The organism is Phycicoccus flavus, assembly GCF_004025965.2.
In the GTDB taxonomy this organism is placed as follows: domain Bacteria; phylum Actinomycetota; class Actinomycetes; order Actinomycetales; family Dermatophilaceae; genus Phycicoccus; species Phycicoccus flavus.
Map to the genome: position 1 here is coordinate 1 of NZ_SAYU02000024.1, position 22,570 is coordinate 22,570.

General features: G+C 74.8%; 24 protein-coding genes, 2 tRNA genes and 1 pseudogene. 12 read left to right on the forward strand and 15 right to left on the reverse strand.

The features are described 5' to 3' along the window. Window positions 1–314: AIR synthase related protein (locus tag EPD83_RS08835; RefSeq protein WP_235950428.1), on the reverse strand; the 314-nt coding region annotated here is incomplete at its 3' end. A 125-nt stretch (window positions 315–439) separates the two neighbouring features. Here EPD83_RS08835 and EPD83_RS08840 point away from each other — a divergent pair. Both EPD83_RS08840 and EPD83_RS08845 read left to right on the forward strand, forming a co-directional pair. After that, entirely contained in the window at window positions 440–673 is a 234-nt protein-coding gene (locus EPD83_RS08840) for an Lrp/AsnC family transcriptional regulator (RefSeq protein WP_128368629.1), read from the forward strand. A 37-nt stretch (window positions 674–710) separates the two neighbouring features. Next, a complete protein-coding gene (locus EPD83_RS08845; RefSeq protein WP_128368630.1) occupies window positions 711–1,160 on the forward strand; it encodes a DUF3515 family protein in 450 nt (149 codons plus the stop codon). A 30-nt stretch (window positions 1,161–1,190) separates the two neighbouring features. Here EPD83_RS08845 and EPD83_RS08850 read toward each other — a convergent pair whose 3' ends face one another. Continuing rightward, entirely contained in the window at window positions 1,191–2,315 is a 1,125-nt protein-coding gene (locus EPD83_RS08850) for a D-alanine--D-alanine ligase family protein (protein ID WP_128367714.1), read from the reverse strand. Between the two features lie 36 nt (window positions 2,316–2,351). Between EPD83_RS08850 and EPD83_RS08855 the strand changes: the two genes are divergently transcribed. Further along, window positions 2,352–3,464, forward strand: a complete 1,113-nt coding sequence (locus tag EPD83_RS08855; RefSeq protein ID WP_128367715.1) for a trans-sulfuration enzyme family protein — start codon at window positions 2,352–2,354, stop codon at window positions 3,462–3,464. A 25-nt stretch (window positions 3,465–3,489) separates the two neighbouring features. Here the strand turns inward: EPD83_RS08855 and EPD83_RS08860 are convergent, their stop codons facing one another. Beyond that, window positions 3,490–4,488, reverse strand: coding sequence for an NAD(P)H-dependent glycerol-3-phosphate dehydrogenase (locus tag EPD83_RS08860; protein ID WP_128367716.1), 999 nt, complete (start codon window positions 4,486–4,488; stop codon window positions 3,490–3,492). Then, on the reverse strand, window positions 4,485–5,261 hold the full coding sequence (locus tag EPD83_RS08865; protein ID WP_235950429.1) for a lysophospholipid acyltransferase family protein: 777 nt from the start codon (window positions 5,259–5,261) through the stop codon (window positions 4,485–4,487). Before EPD83_RS08865 ends, EPD83_RS08860 begins: the two co-directional genes overlap by 4 nt. A gap of 90 nt (window positions 5,262–5,351) precedes the next feature. Here EPD83_RS08865 and cofC point away from each other — a divergent pair, with 90 nt between their 5' ends. Then, complete coding sequence (gene cofC, locus EPD83_RS08870; protein ID WP_205859476.1) at window positions 5,352–6,215, forward strand: 2-phospho-L-lactate guanylyltransferase; 864 nt, start codon at window positions 5,352–5,354, stop codon at window positions 6,213–6,215. A gap of 24 nt (window positions 6,216–6,239) precedes the next feature. On the opposite strand, the gene EPD83_RS08875 is transcribed toward cofC, so the two are convergent. The 3 genes from EPD83_RS08875 to leuC all read right to left on the reverse strand — a co-directional run bounded on the left by EPD83_RS08875 (window position 6,240) and on the right by leuC (window position 8,947). Beyond that, complete coding sequence (locus EPD83_RS08875) at window positions 6,240–6,749, reverse strand: HU family DNA-binding protein (RefSeq protein ID WP_128366215.1); 510 nt, start codon at window positions 6,747–6,749, stop codon at window positions 6,240–6,242. 195 nt (window positions 6,750–6,944) lie between these two features. Continuing rightward, a complete protein-coding gene (gene leuD, locus EPD83_RS08880; RefSeq protein ID WP_128366216.1) occupies window positions 6,945–7,535 on the reverse strand; it encodes a 3-isopropylmalate dehydratase small subunit in 591 nt (196 codons plus the stop codon). Continuing rightward, a complete protein-coding gene (gene leuC, locus EPD83_RS08885) occupies window positions 7,535–8,947 on the reverse strand; it encodes a 3-isopropylmalate dehydratase large subunit (protein ID WP_128366217.1) in 1,413 nt (470 codons plus the stop codon). Before leuC ends, leuD begins: the two co-directional genes overlap by 1 nt. Before the next feature lie 153 nt (window positions 8,948–9,100). Here leuC and EPD83_RS08890 point away from each other — a divergent pair, with 153 nt between their 5' ends. From EPD83_RS08890 to EPD83_RS08900, 3 genes are all read left to right on the forward strand, one after another. Further along, on the forward strand, window positions 9,101–9,844 hold the full coding sequence (locus EPD83_RS08890; RefSeq protein WP_128366218.1) for an IclR family transcriptional regulator: 744 nt from the start codon (window positions 9,101–9,103) through the stop codon (window positions 9,842–9,844). Between the two features lie 218 nt (window positions 9,845–10,062). Further along, window positions 10,063–11,499 (forward strand): alkaline phosphatase PhoX, encoded by a 1,437-nt coding sequence (locus tag EPD83_RS08895; protein WP_128366219.1) that lies wholly within the window; start codon window positions 10,063–10,065, stop codon window positions 11,497–11,499. Between the two features lie 263 nt (window positions 11,500–11,762). Then, the gene (locus EPD83_RS08900) at window positions 11,763–12,104 is read left to right on the forward strand and encodes a precorrin-2 dehydrogenase/sirohydrochlorin ferrochelatase family protein (RefSeq protein WP_164896247.1); all 342 of its coding nucleotides are present in this window, start codon (window positions 11,763–11,765) and stop codon (window positions 12,102–12,104) included. Window positions 12,105–12,128: 24 nt separating this feature from the next. Here the strand turns inward: EPD83_RS08900 and EPD83_RS08905 are convergent. Next, a pseudogene (locus tag EPD83_RS08905) lies at window positions 12,129–12,296 on the reverse strand (DUF4188 domain-containing protein); the annotation flags it as partial. Between the two features lie 13 nt (window positions 12,297–12,309). Here EPD83_RS08905 and EPD83_RS08910 point away from each other — a divergent pair. Further along, entirely contained in the window at window positions 12,310–12,804 is a 495-nt protein-coding gene (locus EPD83_RS08910) for a MerR family transcriptional regulator (protein ID WP_407676020.1), read from the forward strand. 54 nt (window positions 12,805–12,858) lie between these two features. Here EPD83_RS08910 and EPD83_RS08915 read toward each other — a convergent pair. The 4 genes from EPD83_RS08915 to gltX all read right to left on the reverse strand — a co-directional run bounded on the left by EPD83_RS08915 (window position 12,859) and on the right by gltX (window position 15,499). After that, a tRNA-Glu gene (locus EPD83_RS08915) sits at window positions 12,859–12,934 on the reverse strand. A 101-nt stretch (window positions 12,935–13,035) separates the two neighbouring features. Next, window positions 13,036–13,107, reverse strand: a tRNA-Gln gene (locus tag EPD83_RS08920). 59 nt (window positions 13,108–13,166) lie between these two features. Next, window positions 13,167–13,946, reverse strand: coding sequence for an HAD family hydrolase (locus EPD83_RS08925; protein ID WP_165566485.1), 780 nt, complete (start codon window positions 13,944–13,946; stop codon window positions 13,167–13,169). Then, on the reverse strand, window positions 13,943–15,499 hold the full coding sequence (gene gltX / locus EPD83_RS08930) for a glutamate--tRNA ligase (RefSeq protein ID WP_165566486.1): 1,557 nt from the start codon (window positions 15,497–15,499) through the stop codon (window positions 13,943–13,945). The genes EPD83_RS08925 and gltX overlap by 4 nt, the downstream gene beginning before the upstream one ends. Window positions 15,500–15,719: 220 nt before the next feature. Here gltX and EPD83_RS08935 point away from each other — a divergent pair, with 220 nt between their 5' ends. Then, window positions 15,720–17,315, forward strand: coding sequence for an HNH endonuclease signature motif containing protein (locus tag EPD83_RS08935; RefSeq protein ID WP_165566487.1), 1,596 nt, complete (start codon window positions 15,720–15,722; stop codon window positions 17,313–17,315). A gap of 77 nt (window positions 17,316–17,392) precedes the next feature. Here the strand turns inward: EPD83_RS08935 and EPD83_RS08940 are convergent, their stop codons facing one another. From EPD83_RS08940 to EPD83_RS08950, 3 genes are all read right to left on the reverse strand, one after another. After that, entirely contained in the window at window positions 17,393–17,677 is a 285-nt protein-coding gene (locus EPD83_RS08940) for a hypothetical protein (RefSeq protein WP_128366929.1), read from the reverse strand. Between the two features lie 137 nt (window positions 17,678–17,814). Further along, window positions 17,815–18,585 (reverse strand): fumarylacetoacetate hydrolase family protein, encoded by a 771-nt coding sequence (locus EPD83_RS08945; RefSeq protein WP_128366930.1) that lies wholly within the window; start codon window positions 18,583–18,585, stop codon window positions 17,815–17,817. A gap of 193 nt (window positions 18,586–18,778) precedes the next feature. Beyond that, window positions 18,779–19,735 (reverse strand): SGNH/GDSL hydrolase family protein, encoded by a 957-nt coding sequence (locus EPD83_RS08950; RefSeq protein ID WP_128366931.1) that lies wholly within the window; start codon window positions 19,733–19,735, stop codon window positions 18,779–18,781. Window positions 19,736–19,889: 154 nt separating this feature from the next. Between EPD83_RS08950 and EPD83_RS08955 the strand changes: the two genes are divergently transcribed. The 3 genes from EPD83_RS08955 (at window position 19,890) to EPD83_RS08965 (ending at window position 22,558) form a co-directional block, all read left to right on the forward strand. Next, window positions 19,890–20,270: a DUF805 domain-containing protein gene (locus tag EPD83_RS08955; protein ID WP_128366932.1), complete on the forward strand. Its 381-nt coding sequence runs from the start codon at window positions 19,890–19,892 to the stop codon at window positions 20,268–20,270. Window positions 20,271–20,292: 22 nt separating this feature from the next. Further along, window positions 20,293–21,195, forward strand: coding sequence for a 3-methyladenine DNA glycosylase (locus tag EPD83_RS08960; protein ID WP_128366933.1), 903 nt, complete (start codon window positions 20,293–20,295; stop codon window positions 21,193–21,195). 64 nt (window positions 21,196–21,259) lie between these two features. After that, window positions 21,260–22,558, forward strand: coding sequence for an MFS transporter (locus tag EPD83_RS08965; RefSeq protein ID WP_165566488.1), 1,299 nt, complete (start codon window positions 21,260–21,262; stop codon window positions 22,556–22,558). Window positions 22,559–22,570: the final 12 nt, after the last annotated feature.

The following is a 22,570-nucleotide window of genomic DNA, read 5'->3' on the forward strand; positions in this document are numbered from 1 at the left end:
ACCGGTGTCGCGGGGTCGGCGACGAGCGAGACGAGCAGCCCGGTGGGCCGGGCGCCCATGGCGGCGACGTCCGCGAGGTTCTGCGCGGCGAGCTTGACGCCCACGTCGTACCCGGTGGACCACTCGTCACGCCAGTCGCGGACGGCGACCATGCCGTCGGTCGTCGCCACCACCGAGCCGGACGGCGCGGCGAGGACGGCGGCGTCGTCCCCGGGGCCCACGGGGACGGCCCGCGGGTCGGCCGGCAAGCCCCCGTAGACGGGCAGGACGCGGGCCAGGAGCTCGGCCTCGGTGAGGTCGCGGAGGCGCTGCACGGGCCCTCCTCCCTGCGGTGACGTGCGGACCACCGGCACGGTAGCGTCTGCCGCGTCCCCGTCGCGGCGGGGCCCAGCCGCCGGTGTCGCCCAGGACCCGGCCGTCGACGACAAAGGTGGACTCAGTGGTTCAGGCGTACATCCTCGTGCAGACCGACGTCGGCAAGGCCGCGTCCGTGGCGGAAGCGATCGCCCGGATCGACGGCGTCGTCCTCGCCGAGGACGTCACCGGCCCGTACGACGTCATCGCCCGCGTCGAGGCCGGCACGGTCGACGACCTCGGCAAGCTCGTCATCTCCAAGATCCAGGACACCGACGGCATCACCCGCACCCTCACCTGCACGGTCGTCCACGTCTGAGCGTGCTCCTGCTCCCGGCCACGGCCAGGACCCCGGCATGCCCGGTCCGCGCCTGACCGGCCCGGCCCTGCGAGCGGCGGCCACGGCCGCCGCCGTGCTGCTGTCCGGGTGCTCCTCGGCGGTCGAGGTCGCCGTCCCCGGCGCGGGCGCCGCGTGCGGCGAGGTCCCCTGGCCGAGCACCGTGAGCGGCCTGGACCGCCGCGCCACCGACCCCACCGACCCGGCCGTCGCCGCCTGGGGCGACCCGGCCGTCGTCGCCCGCTGCGGCGTCGCCGCTCCCGGCCCGACGTCCACCGAGTGCCTCGAGGTCGACGGCGCCGGCTGGATCCCCGAGCCCCTGTCCGACGGCACCCGGTTCACCTCCTTCGGCACCCAGCCCGCGCTGGAGGTGCTCGTCCCGTCGGCCTACGACCCCGCTCCCCTCCTGCTGCCCGCCTTCACCGCGGCGGCGAAGGCCCTGCCGCGCAACGACCTGCGCTGCCGCTGACCCGCGTGAGCGCGCTCGTCAGCGCGCTCGTCAGCGCAGCCCGACGCGCCGCTCCAGGGCGAGCGAGACGAGCTCGTCGATGAGCGAGGGGTAGTCGACGCCGGACGCCGCCCACATCCGCGGGAACATCGAGCTCGGTGTGAAGCCGGGCATCGTGTTCACCTCGTTGAGGACGACGCGGCCGTCCTCGCGCAGGAAGAAGTCGACCCGCGCCAGCCCCTCGCACCCCGCGACCTCGAAGGCGCGGGCGGCCATCTCGCGGATCTCCGCCGCGACCTCGTCGGGCACGTCGGCAGGCGTCGTCAGGCGCACCTCGTCGTCGCCGGAGATGTACTTGGCCTCGAAGTCGTAGAAGTCGTGGCCGGAGAGGACGACGCACTCCCCCAGCTCGCTCGTGCGCGGAGGCTCGGTGCCGTGCCCCTCGAGGACGCCGCACTCGATCTCGCGGCCGCTGACGCCCTGCTCGACGACGACCTTGGGGTCGTGCTCGCGCGCGGCCTCGACGGCGGCCTCGAGGTCCTCCAGCGTCGTGACCTTGGAGATCCCCATGCTCGACCCGGCCCGCGCCGGCTTGACGAACACCGGCAGGTCCAGCGCGCCGACGGCCTCCATCGCCGCCGCCCGGTCCCGCCGCCACTCGCGGTCGGTGATGACGACGTAGGGCCCCACCGGCAGCCCGGCCGCGAGGAGGACGGTCTTCATCACCGCCTTGTCCATCATCACCGCGGACGCCGTGACCCCGGACCCGACGTACCGGACGTCGGCGAGGTCGAGCAGGCCCTGGATCGTGCCGTCCTCCCCGAACGGCCCGTGCAGCAGCGGGAAGACGACGTCGACCTCGCCGAGGGTGCGTGGCGGCTGCCCGGCCTCGTGGACGACGAGGCTGCGGTCCGCCGTGCTCGTCGGCACGACGACACTGGCGCCGCTGCCGTCGACCTCGGGCTCGTGGCCGCGGGCCAGCCGCAGCCGCTCCGGGTCGTCGTCGGCGAGCACCCAGTGTCCGTCCTTGGCGATGCCGACCGGCACCACCTCGTAGCGGTCGCGGTCGAGCGCCTCGAGGACGCTGGCAGCCGTCGAGCACGAGACGGCGTGCTCGCTGGAGCGACCCCCGAAGACGAGGGCGATGCGGATCTTGTCGCTGGTGGGCTCGGACATCGCAGGTGAGCCTAGTCGTCCGTACGCTGGGGACCCGTGACCGACGAGCCGAGCGCCGCCCTCCCGCCCGCCGACGACCTCGCGCCGGCCACCCGGCTCGTCGCCCTCGGCCGTGAGCCCGCCGTCCCGGGGGCCCAGGTCGGCTCCCCGCTCGTCCTCACCTCGACCTACCACGCCGACGGTCCGGTCAACTACGGCCGGGTGGACAACCCCACCTGGCGCGCGTTCGAGGAGGCGCTCGGCGCGCTGGAGGGCGGCGACGCGCTCGTCCTCGCCTCGGGCATGGCCGCCGTCACCGCGGCCTTGTCCCTGCTCCCCCACGGCGGGACGGTCGTCGTGCCGGACGCCGCGTACAACGGCGTGCTCGCGACGCTCGCCGACCGGGAGGACGCGGGCGCCGTCGTCGTCCGCCGGGTCGACCCCACCGACACCGCCGCGGTCACGGCCGCCCTGCCCGGCGCGGACCTGCTGTGGCTGGAGTCCCCGACCAACCCGCTGCTCGAGGTCGCCGACGTCCCCGCCCTCGCCGCGGCTGCCCGCGAGCACGGCGTGCTCAGCGTCCTGGACAACACCTTCGCGACGCCGCTGCTGCAGACCCCGCTGGCCGACGGCGTCGACGTCGTCGTCCACTCCGCGACGAAGTACCTCTCCGGCCACAGCGACGTCCTCCTCGGGGCGGTCGTCACCGCCCCCACCGACGCCGGACGCGTGCTGCACGCCCGGCTGCGCCGGCACCGCCAGCTCGGTGGCGGCGTCCCGGGCCCGGTGGAGACCTGGCTCGCCCTCCGGGGCCTGCGCACGCTGCACCTGCGGGTCGAGCGCTCCTGCGCCAGCGCCGCCGACCTCGCCGGCCGGTTGGCCGGCCACGGGGCCGTCACCCGGGTCCGCTACCCCGGCTGGGGCGCGATCGTGAGCATCGAGGTCGAGGGCGGGGCCGAGGGCGCCGAGCGGGTGGCCGCCGCGGTGCGGGTGTGGACGCACGCGACGAGCCTCGGCGGGGTCGAGTCCCTCCTCGAGCGCCGCCGCCGCCAGCCCGGTGAGCCCGAGGCCGTCCCGGAGAGCCTGCTGCGGCTGTCGGTGGGCGTCGAGGACGTCGAAGACTTGTGGCGCGACCTGTCCGGCGCCCTGGACACGGCCCCGGGGCACTGACCCCGGCCGGCGCCACCCGGCCGGGTCAGCCGGTCTCGGCCTTGCGCGGCCGGGACAGCAGGGCGGTGACGACGTCCTGCGGGGTGCGCCCGTGCCGGATCATCGCGTCGACCTGCTCGATGATCGGCACGTCGACGCCGTGCGCCTGCGCCAGCGCGACGACCGACGTGCACGACTTCACGCCCTCGGCGGTCTGCCGGGTGAGGGCCACGACCTCGTCGACGGACATGCCCTGCCCCAGCCGGACCCCGAAGGAGTGGTTGCGCGACAGCGGCGACATGCACGTCGCGATGAGGTCACCGACCCCGGCGAGTCCGGCGAAGGTCACCGCCCGGCCGCCGACCGCCGTGCCCAGCCGGGTGGTCTCGGCCAGGCCGCGGGTGATGATCGAGGCCTTGGAGTTGTCGCCCATGCCCAGGCCCTCGGCGACGCCGACGGCGAGGGCGATGACGTTCTTCACGGCGCCGGCGATCTCGATGCCGACGACGTCGTCGGTCGTGTACGGCCGGAAGTACGGCGCCGCGCAGGCCGCGGCCACCCGCTCGGCCATGCGCTCGTCGCGGGAGGCGACGACCGAGGCGGCGGGCTGCTTGGCGGCGATCTCGCGGGCGAGGTTCGGGCCGGACACGACGACGACGCGCTCGGGGTCGACCCCGCCGGCCTCCGCGACGACCTCGGACATCCGCTTGGTCGTCCCGAGCTCGACGCCCTTCATCAGCGACACGACGGCGGCCTCGCGCGGCAGCACCCCGCCCCAGGCCGCGAGGTTGTCGCGCAGCGTCTGGCTGGGCACCGCGAGGACCACGACGTCGGCGCCGTCGGCGGCCTCGGCCGGGTCGGTGGTGGCGCGGACGGTGCCCGGCAGCCGGAGCTCGGGCAGGTACTCCTCGTTGACGCCGGCGTTGACCTGCTCGACGACCTCGGCCCGGCGGCCCCACATCGTCACCGGGGTTCCGGCGTCGGCGAGCACGGCGGCGAAGGCCGTGCCCCAGCTGCCGGTGCCGTAGACGGCGGCCCGGCTCACGACGCGCGCTCCCGACCGGCGTCGGGCGGCAGGGACCGGGGCCGGCCGGTGCTCGTGACGCCGGCGTGGCGCGGGTCGAAGCGCCGGGCGGGGGCCTGCTCGCCGCGGACCTCCTCGAGGAGGGCGGTGACGGCGGCGACGACGCGCGCCGTCGCCTCCGTGAGCACCTCCGTCGTCACCGGGCGGTCGTAGAGGTCGGCGAGGTCGACGGGCGCCCCCGCCCGCACGTGCATCGTCGGCCGGCCGAACAGCCGCGGACGCCTCGCGTAGGGCGCGAGGATCTCGTGCGGGCCCCAGGTGGCGACCGGGACGACCGGGCAGCGGGTGGCCAGGGCGACGCGGGCCGCCCCGGTCTTGCCACGCATCGGCCACAGGTCGGGGTCGCGGGTCAGCGTGCCGTCGGGGTAGATGGCGACGCACTTGCCGGCGTGCACCGCCTCGACCGCGGCGCGGTAGGCCCCGACGGCCCGTCCGGTCTCGCGGTAGACCGGGATCTGGTCGGCCGAGCGCAGCACCGCGCCGACCACGGGCACCTCGAAGACGCTGTTCTTGCCGAGGAACCGGGGCGCGTAGCCGTGGTCGACCATGAAGTGGGCGAAGACCAGCGGGTCGACGTGCGAGGTGTGGTTCGTGCAGACCACCCAACCGCCCTCGGTGGGCAGGTGCTCGGCGCCGGACCACTCGCGGCGGGTGAGGGCCACGAGGAGCGGCCGGAGCACGCGGATGGCGAACCGGTAGCCGAAGGGCCGCGAGTTGTCCTGGGCGGTGCTCACCTGCTGCCTTCCGTGCGGGGGGTCCCGGCATTGTCGCCGGGCCCGGGGTCGATGTCGAGCGTGCCACGGCGGCTTGGCAGGATCGTGCACGTGGCGTTACCACCGAGGGTCGCGGTCGTCGTCCCGGTCAAGGGCGGCCCGCTGGCCAAGTCCCGGCTCGCGCTGCCGCACGAGCACCGGACGGCGCTGGCCGACGCCTTCGCCCGGGACACCGTCGCCGCCGTCCGGGAGGGGCTGCCATACGCGCCGGTCCTCGTCGTCACGGCCGACCCGCTCGTCGCCCTGTGGGCGCAGGAGGCCGGCTGCCGGGCCGTCATGGACCCCGGCGGCGGGCTCGACGCCGCCGTCGCCGCCGGCGTCGAGGTCGCGGGGTCGCAGGGCGGGGCGACGCACGTGGCCGTCCTCCTGGGCGACCACCCCGCCCTCACCGGACCCGGACTCGCCGCCGTCCTCCCCGGGCTGCTGGCCGCGGCGCCCGCCGTCGTCCCGGACGCCGACGGCACCGGCACGGCCCTGCTCGTCGCCCCCCTGCAGACCGGCCAGGAGGTCCCCACCCGCTTCGGCGCGGGCAGCGCCGCCGCCCACCGCGCGCTCGGCTACCGGGAGCAGTCCCCCGACGCCCCGGGCCTGCGCACCGACGTCGACGACGCCGCGTCCCTCGCCGACGCCGTCGAGCTGGGCCTCGGCCGGCACAGCCGGGGCGCCCTGGCCCGCGCTACCCTGCCGGGCGTGCAGGCGACGATCCACCACCCCCCGGCCACGTCGGACGACGGCACCGGCAGCGCCCTGCTCGACGACGGCCTCGAGGTGCGGGTGCCCCTGGACTCGGTCGTCGACAGCGGACTGCTGCACCTGCGCCCCGGTCAGCGCGTGAGCATCGAACTCGACGCCACCGGCCGGACGGCGACGCGGGTGTGGGTCGTCGGGATCGGGCCGGGCGAGACCATCCGCTGACGGCGGCCGCGCCGGCCGCGGGCGTCAGGACTTCTTCGTCGCCTTCTTCGCGGACGCCTTCTTCGTGGAGGCCGTGGTCGCCGTCTTCTTCGTCGCGCTCTTCTTCGCGGTCTTCTTCGCCGTCGTCTTCTTCGCGCTGCCGCCCGTGCTCGCGGACGCGGCCTTCTTCGCGGCCGCCTTGCGGGTGGCGGACGTGCCGGACGTCGCCGCGGTGCCCGCCGCGGCGCGTCCGGTGGCGGGGGCGGACGTGGGCAGGCTGCTCGGGGCGTGGACGTAGTCCTTGAACGCCGTGCCGGGACGGAAGCGCGGGGACTTGCTCTCCGGGATCCGCACCGAGGTGCCGGTGTGCGGGTTGCGGCCGGTGCGGGCGGCGCGGTCGACCCGGTCGAAGGTGCCGAACCCGGTGATCGCCACCTTGCCGCCGCGCACCACCTCCCGGACGATCGTGTCGAAGACGGTGTCGAGCGCCTCGGTGGCGGCCTTGCGACTGCCGAGGGTCTTCTCGAGCTCCCGGATGAGGTCTGCCTTGTTCACGTGCGTCCTCCGTCGATCGGGCGCCGGTCGGAGCCGACGGCGATGGCTGCCCGGACCGGACGACCGGCCCGTTCACCCCGACGCTATTGGGTGCAGGAGAGGCGAGTCCACCCCTCAGGGCAGCCTGTTGACGACGGCGCCCGCCCCGGGAGGAGGTGCGGGGGCGCTCCGCGGGCCCCCGCGGACGAGGGCGGGTCAGGCCGTGACGCGGGGCTTCCAGGCCGGGCGCGAGCCCTCGAAGGCGTCGATGTCGGCCTCGTGCCGCAGCGAGAGGCTGATGTCGTCGAGGCCCTCGAGCAGCCGCCACCGGGTGTAGTCGTCGACCTCGAACGACGCGACGAGGTCCCCGGCCGTGACGGTGCGCGACTCCAGGTCGACGGTGACCGACGTGCCGGGCTCGTTCTCGAGGAGCTTCCAGAGCAGCTCGACGTCGTCCTGCGTGCACTGGGCGGTGAGCAGGCCCTGCTTGCCGCTGTTGCCGCGGAAGATGTCGGCGAACCGCGACGAGATGACGACGCGGAAGCCGTAGTTCATCAGCGCCCAGACGGCGTGCTCGCGCGAGGAGCCGGTGCCGAAGTCGGGGCCGGCGACGAGCACGGAGCCGGCGCTGTAGCTCGGGTCGTTGAGGACGAAGGTCTCGTCGGTGCGCCAGGCGGCGAAGAGGCCGTCCTCGAAGCCGGAGCGTGTCACCCGCTTGAGGTAGACGGCGGGGATGATCTGGTCGGTGTCGACGTTGCTGCGGCGCAGCGGGACCCCGACGCCGGTGTGGGTCGTGAAGCTCTCCATCAGACCAGCGCCTCCTTCGGCTCGAGGTCGGCGGGACTGGACAGCGTGCCGCGCACCGCGGTGGCGGCGGCGACGAGCGGCGACACGAGGTGGGTGCGCCCTCCCTTGCCCTGCCGGCCCTCGAAGTTGCGGTTGGAGGTCGAGGCGCTGCGCTCCCCCGGCGCCAGCTGGTCGGGGTTCATGCCGAGGCACATCGAGCAGCCGGGCAGGCGCCACTCGGCTCCCGCGGCGGTGAACACGGCGTCCAGCCCCTCCTGCTCGGCCTGGAGCCGGACCCGCGCGGAGCCGGGGACGACGAGCATCCGCACGCCCTCGGCCACGCGCCGGCCCTCGATGACGGCGGCGGCGGCGCGCAGGTCCTCGATCCGGCCGTTGGTGCAGGAGCCGACGAAGACGGTGTCGACGTGGATCTCACGCAGCGGCGTGCCGGCCTCCAGGCCCATGTACTCCAGCGCCCGGCGGGCCGCGACCTTGTCGTTGTCGTCGCCCATGAGCTCGGGGTCGGGGACGGCCTCGCCGAGCGGGCTGCCCTGGCCCGGGTTGGTGCCCCACGTGACGAACGGGGTGAGCTCGGCGGCGTCGAGGACGACCTCGGTGTCGAACTCGGCGTCGTCGTCGCTGCGCAGCTCGCTCCAGGCGGCGACGGCGGCGTCCCAGTCGGCGCCGGTCGGGGCGTGCGGACGGCCCTGCACGTAGGCGAAGGTCGTCTCGTCCGGCGCGATCATCCCCGCCCGGGCGCCGGCCTCGATCGACATGTTGCACACCGTCATCCGCGCCTCCATGGACAGGGCGCGGATGGCGCTGCCGCGGTACTCGATGACGTACCCCTGGCCCCCGCCGGTGCCGATCTTCGCGATGACGGCGAGGACGACGTCCTTGGCTGTCACGCCGTCGGCCAGCTCGCCGTCGACCGTCACGGACATCGTCCGGAAGGGCTTGAGCGGGAGGGTCTGGGTGGCGAGCACGTGCTCGACCTCGGAGGTGCCGATGCCGAAGGCGAGCGCACCGAACGCGCCGTGGGTGGAGGTGTGGCTGTCGCCGCAGACGATGGTCATGCCCGGCTGGGTGAGGCCGATCTGCGGGCCGACGACGTGGACGATGCCCTGCTCGGCGTCGCCCATCGGGTAGATCGTCACGCCGAACTCCTCGCAATTGCGGCGCAGCGTCTCGACCTGCGTGCGCGACACGGGGTCGGTGATCGGCCCCGGCGTCGTCGGCACGTTGTGGTCCTCGGTGGCGAGGGTCAGCTCGGGGCGGCGCACGGGCCGGCCGGCCTCGCGCAGCCCGTCGAAGGCCTGCGGGCTCGTCACCTCGTGGAGGAGGTGGAGGTCGATGTAGAGCAGGTCCGGCTCGCCCTCGCCGCGGTGGACGACGTGCGACTCCCACACCTTCTCGGCCAGGGTTCCGGCCATGCGCTGCACTCCTTGCGGGGACGGGCCGCACGGTGGCGGCCGGGTCGGGCGGGCGCGCGCGGCAACGGTGGCCCCCTCGCGCTCCTCCGAGATTCGCACGCGGTCGGCACCCCTGGACTTGCGTCTCAGGCACTGAGACGTCAATATCAAGTCATGGACAACACGAGTGGGGTCGGGGTGCTCGACAAGGCGGCGGTCGTGCTCTCCGCCCTCGAAGCGGGGCCCTCGACCCTGGCCCAGCTCGTCACCGCGACCGGCCTGGCGCGCCCGACGGCGCACCGTCTGGCGGTCGCCCTCGAGCACCACCGGCTCGTGACCCGCGACCTCCAGGGTCGCTTCGTGCTCGGCCCGAGGCTGGCCGAGCTCGCGGCCGCCGCCGGCGAGGACCGGCTGCTCGCCGCGGCCGGACCCGTGCTTGGCGCCCTGCGCGACCACACGAACGAGTCCGCGCAGCTGTTCCGCCGTCAGGGTGAGTACCGGGTGTGCGTCTCGGCCGCCGAGCGTCCCGTCGGCCTGCGCGACTCCATCCCCATCGGGGCGACGCTGTCGATGCGCGCCGGCTCGGCGGCCCAGGTCCTCCTCGCCTGGGAGGAGCCGGACCGCCTGCACCGCGGCCTGCAGGGCGCGGCCTTCTCCGCCACCTCGCTCTCCGGCGTCCGCCGTCGCGGCTGGGCCCAGAGCGTCGGCGAGCGCGAGCCAGGCGTCGCGTCCGTCTCGGCCCCGGTCCGCTCTCCCAGCGGCCGGATCATCGCCGCCGTCTCCATCTCCGGGCCCATCGAGCGGCTCTCCCGCCAGCCCGGCCGGCTGCACGCCGCCACCGTCATGGCGGGGGCGAACAAGCTCACCGAGGTGCTCGCGCGGCACGCCGCCCAGCAGGACGTCCAGAACCACGGCTGAGCCGGCCCGGCCGCTTCCGACGGGGTCCTCCGGCCCGCCGGCGGGGACCCGGCGGCGAGGTCGCCCTCCCGTCCGCTGAAGTTCACGTTGCGGTCACGTCGCGTCCGCCCGAGGTGTCACCCGGGCGGCCCAGGGTGGTCCACGGCGACCGCCGGTCCGTGCGGCGCCGTCGGACTTTCTCCCATGGAGGGACACCCCACGTGACTCAGAGCACAGGCATGAACCGCCGCACCGTCCTCGGCATCGCGGCCACCGGTGCCGGCGCCGCGGCCCTCGGCGTCGCCCCCGCGACCGCCGCGTCGGCCGCCCCGCGCGCGGCCACCCCGGACGCGGCCCGCGCGCGCGGAGCCGTCGGCTACGGCCCGCTCGTCCCGGACCCGGCCGGCCTGCTCGACCTTCCGGCCGGCTTCTCCTACTCCGTCCTCGCGGTCTCCGGCAACAGCGGCAACCCGGTGCCGGCGACGACGCTCACCGACGGCGGTGAGCCCAGCCCGTCGCGCTACGACGGCACCGGCTCCTTCGCCCGCCCCGGTGGCGGCTGGGTGCTCGTCTCGAACCACGAGTGCGGCACCTCGGCCTCACAGCCGGTCCCGCACCGCGCGGGCATCACCTACGACGAGGGCCTGCGCGGCGGGACCACCTCGATCACGGTCGACAAGCAGGGCCGCCGCGTCTCCGAGGTCGTCTCGCTCGCCGGCACCTGGTCCAACTGCGCCGGCGGCCTCAGCCCCTGGGGCACCTGGCTGTCCTGCGAGGAGAACGAGACCCGGGCCAACCCGGCCGCGGGGATCATGAAGGACCACGGCTACGTCTTCGAGGTGCGGCCGTTCGACCCGAAGAACCCGCTCAACGCCCGCCCGGTCAAGGCCTTCGGGCGCTTCCCGCACGAGGCCGTCGCCGTCGACCCGGACAGCGGCCACGTGTACTCCACGGAGGACGCGAGCAACCCCAACGGCCTGCTCTACCGCTGGACCCCCGACGGCGCGGCGCCGACCGGCTACGGCGACCTCGCCGACGACGCCGGCGTCCTCGAGGCGATGTACGTGACGCAGGACGGCGCCTTCGTCCCGGACCTGTCGGTGTACGCCGAGCTCGGGACGACGCTGGACGTCGCGTGGAAGGCCGTGCCGGACCGCGACGCCCGCACGACCTCGACCCGCAAGCAGTTCGACACGGCGAGCACCTCCGGCACCGCCGGCGGCGCGATCACCCGTGCCCGCAAGCTCGAGGGCATGTGGTGGGGCGACGGCGGGTTCTTCTTCGACTCCTCCTTCGCGCGGACCTCGGACGGCTCGGCGGGCCAGCACGACGGCCAGGTGTGGTTCCATGACCCCGCCGCCGGCACGCTGACGCTCACGACGTACTTCGCCTACACCCCGGACGACCAGGACACCGACCCCGACGGCCCGGACAACCTCACGGTGAACCCGCACGGCGGCCTCGTGCTCTGCGAGGACGGTGACGGCGTCAACCACCTCGTCCTCGACGACCTCATGGGCGGCTGGGCCTTCCTCGCCCGCAACCGGCAGGACAGCGAGATGGCGGGGGCGAACTTCTCCGCCAACGGGCAGGTCCTCTTCGCCAACTCCCAGGACCCGGGCGTCGTCTTCGCGATCACCGGCCCCTGGAAGGCCAGGCGCTACAACGCGGGCTGACCCCCGACGTCCCTCCGACGGCCACCCGGCGCCCCGCGCGCCGGGTGGCCGTCGGCGTGCCAGGCCGTCGGCGGGCGAGGCCGTCGGCGGGCGAGACGGCCGTCGTCCCGGGCGCCTCCCCGCGGCGTCGACCGTCGGGTCCGTCCGGGGGTTGGACCGATGGCCGGTCCCCCCGAAACGGGCAGGACACATGCGGCGCGCGTTCCGGCAACATGGGTGCGGCATCGTCGGCCCACACCCGAGGACGCCGAAGGAGGCCTCTCGTGCCACCGACCACCGCAGGCCGGCGCATCGCCCGCGACCGCACCCGGCTGCTCGCCTTCCCGCGCGAGGGACGCCGCGCCGTCGTCGTCGGCGGCGGCCCCGTCGCGGCCCGCCGGGCAGCCGCCCTGACCCAGGCCCGCACGCCCGTGGCCGTCTTCGCCCCCCGGCTGTGCGACGACGTCTTCGACCTCCTCGCCGAGCACCTCGTCACGTGGGAGGACCGCTGGCCGACCCTCGAGGACCTGCACGACGCGTGGCTCGTGCACGCCGCCACCGGCGACGCGGCGGTCGACGCCCGCATCTGCTCCCTGGCCGCGACCCTGCGCTCCCGCACCGCCTGACGGCGGCCGGGCGGCACGGCGGCGTCAGGCCCGGGTGACGACGCTGCGCAGCCGCTGCCGCGCGGTCTCGCCGCGACGGCGCACCGGGACCGTCCCCGCCACCCGCCCGAGCCCGAGCGTCGCCGGACCCGCGTACACGCTCTCGACGCCACCCGGCTCGACGGCGTAGGTCTCGTGCCAGATCGTCACGGCGCCGGGGTCGGCCCTGGCCGACTACGACGACGGGCACGTGGCCCGCGTGCGGCTCGTGCGGGCGCTCGTCGAGCACGCCGGGCTCTCCCTGGACGCCGTCCGCCGCGTCGTCGACACCCTCGACGCGCCTCCGCCCACGCGACACGAGCTGCTGGGCGCCGCCGCCACGCTCGCGCCCCCCACGGCCGCCGCGGACGGCGGGGGGTCCGGTCGCGACCTGGTCGACCGGCTCGGCTGGCGGGTCCACGCGGACGGGCCGCAGGTCGCGGCGCTCGGCCGGGCCGTCGAGGCCCGCCGCTCGGCCGGGGTCCCGGTCGACGAGCCGCGACTGCGCCGGTACGCCGCGGCCATGCGCGAGGTCGCCCGGGTCGACCTCGACCTCGTCGACGGGGCGACCTCGCCCGCGGAGGCCGTGCGCACCGTGGTCGTCGGGACGACCCTCGTCGACCCGCTGCTGCTGGTCCTGCGCCGGCTCGCGCAGGAGGCCGAGAGCGCGGACCGCGGGTGAGCGGCCCGCGCACACGACGAAGGCCCGGTCCGCTGTGGACCGGGCCTTGCCACCTGGTAGCCCCGACGGGATTCGAACCCGCGCTACCGCCTTGAGAGGGCGGCGTGCTAGGCCGCTACACAACGGGGCCAGGGTGCTGGCGGACCGCCGGGGCGGGCCGCGCAACGGGAGAGAACTCTACCGAACGGCGGGGCTTTCTCCGAATCGCCTCCGGCAGGCCGGGGGCGAGAGCTGGGGTACCAGGACTCGAACCTAGAACGGATGAACCAGAATCACCTGTGTTGCCAATTACACCATACCCCATGGGGTATGCCGACCGACGTTCCCGGAGGGCGCGACGAGCGGCGAACCGAGTGGCGATACTACCGGGCGCCCTCCCCCGTCCCAAATCGCGCCGAGGTCGGCGTGACGAGCGCGGGGACCTCCGCGAGGGAGCGGACGACGACTGCGTCGCGCCCCGCGAGGAGACGCAGACCGCGCGGATCCGGCGCTCCGTCCCGGACGAGCCAGGCCGCGCGCAGACCGGCGTCGGTCGCGCCCACCGGGTCCGGGCCCAGCTCGTCGCCGACGTAGAGCGTCGCGGCCGGGTCGGCCTCGAGCCGGCCGCAGGCCTCGTGGAAGGCGCGCGCGTCCGGCTTGCCGAACCCGAGGGTGTCCCGGGTGCACACGACGTCGACGAGCCCGGTGAGCCCGGCCGCCGCCATCTTGCGCTCGGTGTACCGCGCCGAGGAGTTGGTGAGGATGCCGACGACGACGCCCGCCGCGTGCAGGGCGTCCACCGCGGGCCGGACGTCGGGGAAGGCCCGCATCCCGCCGAGGAAGGCCGGCTCGTAGACGGCCTCGAAGCGTGCCCACAGGTCCGACCCGGCGTCCTGACCGAGCCAGCCGGCGAGCTCGGCCAGCCGCGCGCGGCGCATCTCGTCGAACTCGATCTCCCCGCGGGTGTACGCCGAGAAGTGGCCCTCGGGGTCGTCGCGGAAGCGCACCCCGGCGCTCGCCGTCCGGTCGGGGTCGGCGTCGGGCCACAGGGCGGCCGCGGCGACGGCGCCCGCGGCGTGCATCGCCGAGCGGGTGTCGTACAGGGTGTCGTCGGCGTCGACGAGGACGGCCTGGATCGTCCGCACCGGGTCGGCGACCGTCACAGGGTCGCGCGGAGCGCGGCGAGGCGGGCGAGGGTGGAGGTCTTGCCGAGGATCTCCATGGACTCGAACAGCGGCGGGCTGACCCGGCGCCCCGACACCGCGGTGCGCAGCGGGCCGAAGGCAAACTTCGGCTTGATGCCGAGCCCGTCGACGACCGCGCCGCGCAGCGCCGCCTCGATGGCCTCCGCGCGGAACGTCGGCTCGCTGCCGAGCAGGCCCTCGTGCTCGTCGGGGAGGGCCGCCAGGGCGTCGGCGGCCGCGTCGAGCACGGCGGGGGCGTCGTCCTTCAGCTGCGCCCGGGCGTCGGCCGCGACCTCCACCGCGTCGTCGGCGACGTAGAACGGAGCCACGAGCTCGGTCGCCTCGGTGAGGTGCGCGATCCGGGTCTGGATGAGCGCGGCGACCTGCTCGAGCCGCCCCAGCTCCCCGAGGCTCGGGGCTGCGCCCAGGACCCCGTCGCGCTGGAGGAACGGCAGCAGCCGCGAGGTGAAGTCCTGCGGCTCGAGGGCGCGCAGGTGCACGCCGTTCAGCCAGTCGAGCTTCTTGAGGTCGAAGATGGGGCCGACCGGGTTCACCTCGCGCCAGTCGAAGCGGGCGACGAAGTCCTCGAACCCGAACACCTCGACGTCGTTGCCGTCGGCGTCCTGGGCCGGCGGGTAGGCGAGCAGGCCGAGGAAGTTGACGAGCGCCTCCGGCAGGTAGCCCTGCTCCTCGAACCACGTGAGGCGGGCCTCGGGGTTCTTGCGCTTGCTGATCTTGCTCTTGTTCTCGTTGCGCAGCAGCGGCATGTGCGCGAAGGCCGGTGGCGTGAGCCCGAGCCAGCGGTAGAGGAGGACGTGCTTGGGGGTCGAGGAGATCCACTCCTCGCCGCGCACGACATGGGTGATGCCCATCTCGTGGTCGTCGACGACGACGGCGAGGTGGTAGGTCGGGAAGCCGTCGGCCTTGAGGATCACCTGGTCGTCGGGCCGGGGCGCGGTGAGCCGGCCGCGGATGAGGTCCTCGAAGGCGAGGTCGACGTCGTCGGGGACGCGCATCCGCACCACCGGGGTCTCGGAGAACCCGGGCAGCGCGCGCCGCTCCTCCTCGCTCTTGCCGAGACAGAGCCGGTCGTAGCCGGTCGGCTGCTTGCACGCCTGCTGGTCGGCCCGCATCTCGGCCAGCCGCTCGGTGGAGCACCAGCAGCGGTAGGCGTGGCCGTCGGCGAGCAGGCGCTCGACGTAGGGGCGGTAGGTCGTGAGGCGCTCGCTCTGCCGGTACGGCGCGCACGGGCCGCCGACGTCCGGGCCCTCGTCCCAGCCGAGCCCCAGCCAGCGCAGCGTGTCGAAGACCTGCTGCTCGGAGTCCTCACGGAACCGGGCGCGGTCGGTGTCCTCGATGCGCAGGAGGAACCGGCCGCCCTGCTGGCGCGCGAACGCGAGGTTGAACAGGGACATGTACGCGGTGCCGACGTGCGGGTCGCCGGTGGGCGAGGGCGCGACGCGCAGGCGGACCGGGCCGGGGAGGCCGCTCGTGTCCGGGGCGGCCGCGGGCTCGGAGGTGTGGTCGCTCATGATGCGCCCAGCGTAGAGCGGACGCGGGCGGCGGGGCGGCGGCGGCCCGGCGGGCGGTGGGGCTCCGCGTGGTCCGGTCGCGACCGGGCGCGCCGCTCCCTCGCCCCGTGCATGCCGCCCCCCTCACCCCGTGCGGGTCTGACCTGGAGGTCGTCGTGGTCGTCCTGCATCCTCACCGGAGGTGGGAGGGCCTGTCGGTGGTCCCTGGCAGAGTCGACACATGGCAGGGGGAACCATGGATCTCGCGGAGCGTCGCTCGAAGGTCGAGGCTGCGCGCCGTGCCCTGGAGGGGCTCGGCAATGCGCTGGCCTGCGCCTCCGGTGACGAGCTGGCCGAGATCACGAGCGAGGTCGACGCCCTGGCTGCGGCCGCGTCGGCCGCCCGCCTCGGCGTCGTGGTGGAGGCCACGCGTCGGGGCGAGGTGACGGGGTCCGATGTCCTCGCGTGGGTCCGCCAGCACGCCCCCTCCCTCCGACAGGGCGGCGCCGCGTCGGTCGCCCGCATCGCGGTCGACGTCGCGGGGGCCACCGGACGGCACGGCACCGGACTCGCGCCCGGCTCCCCGCTCGCCATCGTGGCCGAGGCGGTGGTCTCCGGGCGGCTCGACCCCGGCACCGGGTGCGCTGTCCTGCGCGAGGCCGCCCGCCTCGACCCGCTGCTCCGGCCGGACGCCGTCCCCACGGTGGCAGCGGCGCTCGTCGACCTCGCGGCCGACTGGGGTCCGTCGACGATGCGGTCCCTGCGCCCCCGTCTGCTGGCCGAGCACGGCCATCACGGCGCCCTCGACGACCTGCACGACCGCCTCGCGGCTGCCGCCCGCCTCTCGATGCCCCGCATCGAGTCCGGGGACCTCACCGAGTACCAGCTGTGGATGACCCCCGAGCAGGCCGCCGTCCTCGAGGCCGCCGTCGGCCCGCTGTCCGCGCCCGCACCGAACGACGAGACCGGGGAGCCCGACCTGCGACCTGCCGGCCGTCGCCGCGTCGAGGCCCTCACCGAGGTGTGCCGCGCCTCGTCCGCCGTGGCCGCTGATGCCGCGGGTGACCCCTCGGGCTCGCCGGCGGTGCTGCACGTCACGGTCGACCTCGCGGATCTCGAGTCCCGCAGCGGGGCGGGTGAGGTGCTCGGGTCCGTCGCCGACTCCACCCTCCTTCCGCCCGAGACCCTGCGCCGTCTGGCCTGCGACGCCGCCCTGGTCCCCTACGTGCTCGGGACCGCCGGCGAGGTCCTCGACGTCGGGCACGTCGCTCGCCTCTTCACCCGAGCCCAGCGACGCCTCCTGCGCACCCGGGACCGCGGCTGCACCTACCCCGGATGCACCGCGCCCGCCGACTGGACCCGCGCGCACCACGTCCGGCACTGGGCCGACGGCGGCCCCACCGACATCACCAACGCCGCGCTCCTCTGCCAGCGCCACCACACGCTCGTCCACCGGCGGCGGCTGTGGGCGACCGTGCGAGCCAGACCCGACCGCCACGGCCGGTCCGTGGAGTGGGACCTCTCCCCCGGTTCCTACGACCGCCGTCGCGTCACCGCCCCGGACCCGCATCCGGACCGGGTCGCCAGCGCCGTACGTGCACGAGGTCGGGTCTGCGGACCAGGCGAGCGATCCGCCGCCGACCGCCCCCGGACCGCGGACGCACCCGCGGACGGCTGCGACGACGTGGTGCCTCGACCTGGCCCGAGGCCCGACCGACGACTCGCGGCGATGCTCGAGGCACTCCTCGGGCCGCGCGGACCCGAGCCCCCCGACCCGCGACACGACGACTGGTGGAACGACCTCACCGAGGAGGACTGGACCACTCCCGCCGCGTGACGGGGCCGCCCCTGCGCGCCTGCTGGGCCCACCGGGCCGACTCCGGTCGGCAGCCCGACGCACCCGGGACGGCCGGGTCAGTCGTCGGCGGGCGACACCCGGTCTGGGTGGACCCGGGGCGAGCCCTCGTCCTCGTGCTGCTTGACGTCGTCGATCTCGTCGACGACGCGCTCGCGCTCCGCGTCGTCCATCCGCACGTCGGCGGCCTCGAGGCCCTCGTCGAGCTCGCTCTCGATCGTCTCGCGCTCGCCGCTGTACTCCCAGCTGGTGACCTCGTCGACGACGTTCTGCGCGGCGTCGGTCGCGGCCTCGTCGACCTCGGCGCGGCTCGCGTCGTCGGGTCCGGGGGTCTCGGTGCTCATCGTGTCTCCTCGCGTCGGGAACTTCGACCCCACGCTACGGACGGGTCCGGCCGCAGGAGCCGTCAGGGACACGCGGACCTCCGCCCGGTGCACCTCGCTGCCGCGCGCCGGTCCGGGGTCGTGGCGCGCGGCACACGTCAGCGGCGGACGACCGGGTTGGCGAGGACGCCGATGCCCTCGATCTCGACCTCCACCCGCTGTCCGGGCGTCATCGGCCCGACGCCGGCCGGGGTGCCGGTGAGGATGACGTCGCCCGGGAGCAGCGTGAACGCGGCGGAGACGTGCGCCACCAGTGCCGCGACCCCGTGCACCATGTCGGCGGTCGAGCCGTCCTGGACGACCTCGTCGTCCAGGCGCGTCGTCACCGCGAGAGAGGCGACGTCGAGGTCGGTCTCGATCCACGGTCCGAGCGGGCAGAAGGTGTCGAAGCCCTTGGCCCGGGCCCACTGGCCGTCCGAGCGCTGCAGGTCGCGGGCCGTCACGTCGTTGGCGCAGGTGTAGCCGAACACCGCGCGCAGCGCGTCCTCGGGCTCGACGTCCTTGCACATCCGGCCGATGACGACGGCGAGCTCGCCCTCGTAGTGGACCTCCTGCGTCTGCCGGGGGTAGACGATGGGGTCGCCCGGGCCGGACACCGCAGTATTGGGCACGAGGAACATCAGCGGCTCCTCCGGGACGTCGCTGCCCATCTCGGCGGCGTGGTCGGCGTAGTTCTTGCCGATGCCGACGACCTTGCTGCGCGGGATGACCGGCGCCAGCAGCCGGACGTCCTCGACGAGGTGCGTCGCCCCCGTGAGCTCGATCCGCTGGTAGAGCGGGTCGCCGGTGACCTCGGCGATCTTCTCGCCGGCCCCGTCGACCAGCCCGTAGACGGGGTCCTCACCCGTGGTGAACCTCGCGATGCGCATGGGCCGAGCCTACGGCGGGCCCGGACTGCGTCGACCGTCCGGGCCGCGTCCCCGCCCGGTCCGCCAGGCGGGGCGGGGAACCGGTCCCCCCGCCGGCACACGGCCCGGTGGGGTCACCCGGCTCGCGCGCGGACAACGGACGCGACGTGCGACGTGCGACGCCGTGTGACGCGGGATGCGGATGCGGTGGGGGTCAGCCGACGCCGGCCTTCGTCGCGGCCTGGGCGACGACGCGGCCGACGACCGCCGCACCCTCGCCGGTGAGGTGGATGTCACCCGCGGTGCAGATGTAGGTGAGGGTGCAGACCTGCGCGACGTTCGTCGGGACCTGCCGGCCCTGGAACTGCGTCGGCGACTCGTCGTCCAGCCGGAAGGCCCTGGTGAGGGCCACCGGCGTCGCCCCGGCCTTCTTCGCGCCCTGGCGCAGCGCCGTGTCGAGGTCGGTGTACGCCTTCGTCGCCACGGTCAGCTCCTGCTGCCCCTCCCCGAGGTAGGACGCGGCCAGCCAGGGGTTGTAGTAACCGAGGACGAGCACGGGGACGTCCTCGCCGGCGGCGGCGCGGAGCCGGTCGACGATCGTCGGCAGGTTGGTGCGCACCGTCCGCAGGCTGCGGTCGACGCACGACCGGTCCACGCTGCGGGAGGCGGCGTCGACGCAGCGCAGCAGGTCGTTGCCGCCGATGTCGATGGTGACGAGCCGCACCTCGCCCCGGTTCTGCTCGAGCAGCCGCTCGGCCTTGGCCATCTGGCTGCGCCCGGGGCACTTGCCGCCCTCGAGGAACGTCGTCGTGGTCTCCCCGCTGCACGCGAGGTTCTCCACGGTGAGGTCGGCGCCGTCGCGCGCGAGCCGTCCGGCCGCAAGCGCCGGGTAGGCGCTGTCCCGCAGCTCGGTCCCGCCGGGCTGGTACCCCGCGGCGAGGGAGTCCCCGAGCGCCAGGTAGGTCCCGCCCGCGGCGGCCGCGGGGTCCGTCGGCGAGGTCGAGGAGGAGGTCGTCGGCGCGTCGGACGGGCTCGCCGCGGACGACGACGGAGACGCGGCGCTGGAGGGGGGCGGTGCCGGGGCGGAGGACGCGGCCTCGCCCGACCCGCCGCTGCAGGCGGCGAGGGCGAGGACGGCGGCGACCGCGAGCAGGGCGGACGGGCGGGGCACGGGCGGGGACCTCCGGGGTGGACGGCGGGTGTCGCTCTGGGAGCAACGCGCGAGAGCACCGGTGCGTTTCCGTGCGCGTGAGGCCCGTGACCCCTAGAGTTCCGATCGCGAGGTCCGCAGTCAGGGCGGGTCCGCGTCCGAGGGGAGAGAACCCATGTCGTTCGTCGACGCCGTCAAGACCTGTTTCGCGAAGTACGTCGGCTTCTCCGGCCGCGCCCGGCGCAGTGAGTACTGGTGGTGGGTCCTCTTCACCAGCATCGTCGGCATCGTGGCCCTCATCATCGACGTCAGCATCGGCACCCGGACCGACAGCGGGGTCGGCATCGTCCAGAGCATCCTGGGTCTGGCCCTGCTGCTGCCCAACCTGGCGGTGTCGATCCGGCGACTGCACGACACGAGCCGTTCCGGCTGGTGGATCCTCCTCGGGTTCATCCCCCTCATCGGCGCCGTCATCCTCATCGTGTTCTACGTGCAGGACAGCCACGGTGACAACCAGTACGGCCCGAACCCCAAGCACGAGGTCGCCCGCGTCTGAGCCCGCTCGGTACCGTGCCGCGGTGCCGAACGAGCCGACCGTCCTGACCCGGGAGGAGTGGACCGCGCGCGCCGCGGACCACGCCGCCCGGGTCGACGTCGCGACGGCCGGCCACCGCGAGCGCCGGGCGGAGGGTCGGGAGCACCCGGTCGAGGACTTCCTCTTCCGGTACTACCGCCTCTCCCCGGGCCGGCTGCGGCGCTGGCACCCCGGCGCCGGGGTCGTGCTGCGGGACGCCGCGGGCACCGAGCGCGCCGGGTGGCGGCACCACCGGGTCGACGGCGACGCGGTCGTCGTCGACGTCGGCTCCGTCCTCGCCGCCCGCGGCGAGGCCGTCCGCTTCGTCACCGGCCTGCTCACCGCGACCCTGGAGCGCCCGCCGCACCTCGGCTGCTTCGGGCTGCACGAGTGGGCCATGGTGCACCGCCTCTCCGAGGACGACGTGCGCCATCCCGGCTGGCCGCTGCGCCTCGGTCCCGAGGGCACCGACGCGGTGCTGGAGCGGCACACCGTCCGCTGCTCCCACCACGACGCCTTCCGCTTCTTCACCGACACCGCCGTGCCGCTCAACGTGCTGCGGCCCACCCGCGCCGACCAGCAGGCCCTGGAGCAGCCGGGGTGCCTCCACGCGGGCATGGACGTCTACAAGTGGTGCTTCACCCTCGAGCCGCTGGTCCCCGGAGACCTCACCCTCGACGCCTTCGACCTGGCCCGCGAGATCCGGGTCCTGGACATGCAGGCCTCGCCCTACGACCTGCGCGCCCTCGGGTACGAGCCGGTGCGCGTGGAGTCCCCGGAGGGTAAGGCCGAGTACCTGTCCCGCCAGCGCGACTTCGCCCGACGCTCGAACGTCCTGAGGCGGCGGCTGCTCGCGCTGCTCGAGACGGCGACGTCCGACGTGTCCTCCACCGGTCCCCGGCGCTGACCACCCTCCGATCGCCGCGACCGTTGTCCCCACATCGGGGCCCGGTGGTGCGATCGTCGGAGAAATGACGAGCGACCCCACCACCCTCGACTCCCCCGCCGCCCCGTCGCACGACGCGGTCGTCCGCGCCCGCAAGGCGGTCATCGCCTCCTCGGTCGGCAACGCGCTGGAGTGGTTCGACATCATCGTCTACTCCAGCTTCGCGGTCGTCATCAGCGAGCTGTTCTTCCCCGAGGTGTCGGGCTTCGCGGCGCTGATGTTCACCTTCCTCACCTTCGCGGTCAGCTACCTCATCCGTCCGGTGGGCGCCGCCGTCATCGGCAGCTGGGCCGACCGCCGGGGCCGCCGCTCGGCGCTGTCCTTCACGATCCTCCTCATGATGGTCGGCACCGGCCTCATGGCCGTGGCCCCGACGGCCGCCGTCATCGGGCCGGTCGCCGCGGGACTGTGGCTGCTCGTCTCACGGCTCGTGCAGGGCTTCTCGGCCGGTGGCGAGTTCGGTTCGGCCACGACCTTCCTCGTCGAGACCGCCCCGGACCGCAAGGCGTTCTACGGCAGCTGGCAGGTCGCGACCCAGGGCGCCGCCCTGCTGTTGGCCTCCGCGTTCGGCTTCGGCCTCACGACCTTCCTCAGCCGGGACCAGCTCTACACGTGGGGCTGGCGGGTGCCCTTCATCGTCGGCATGCTCATCGGCCCGGTCGGGTTCTACATCCGCCGCCGGATGGACGAGACCGCCGAGTTCGTCGCCGCCGACAAGGAGCACAACCCCCTCGGCGCCGCCCTCACCACCCACGTCACCCGGCTGCTCACCGCGGCCGGGGCCGTGGCCCTGGCGTCGCTGTCGGTCTACCTCATCCTCTACATGCCGACCTTCGCCGTGAAGAGCCTCGGCCTGCCCGGGTACGCGGGCTTCCTCGGCGGCATGATCGCCGGGCTCGTGACCCTCGCCGGTACCCCCTTCGTCGGGCGGCTGGCGGACCGCGTCGGACCCGCGCGGGTCATGACGGTCGCCGCCGCGGCCGCCGCGATCCTCGCGTGGCCGCTCTTCCAGCTCCTCGTCGCCGTGCCGACGGTCGCGGTGCTCACCGTCGTCCAGGTCGCCTTCGGCCTCGTCATGGCCGCCTACTTCGGCCCGCTGCCCGGGCTGTACGCCGACCTCTTCCCGACCAACGTGCGCTCGACGGGGATGGCGGTCGGCTACAACCTCGGGGTGCTCGTCTTCGGCGGCTTCACCGGGGCGATCTTCACCGCGCTCATCCAGGCCACCGGCAGCAAGACCTCGCCGAGCATCTACTTCGTCGTCATCGCGTTGCTCTCGCTCGTCACCGTCGTCCTGGCCCGTCGCCGCTTCGGCGTCCGCTGACCCGGCTCAGGG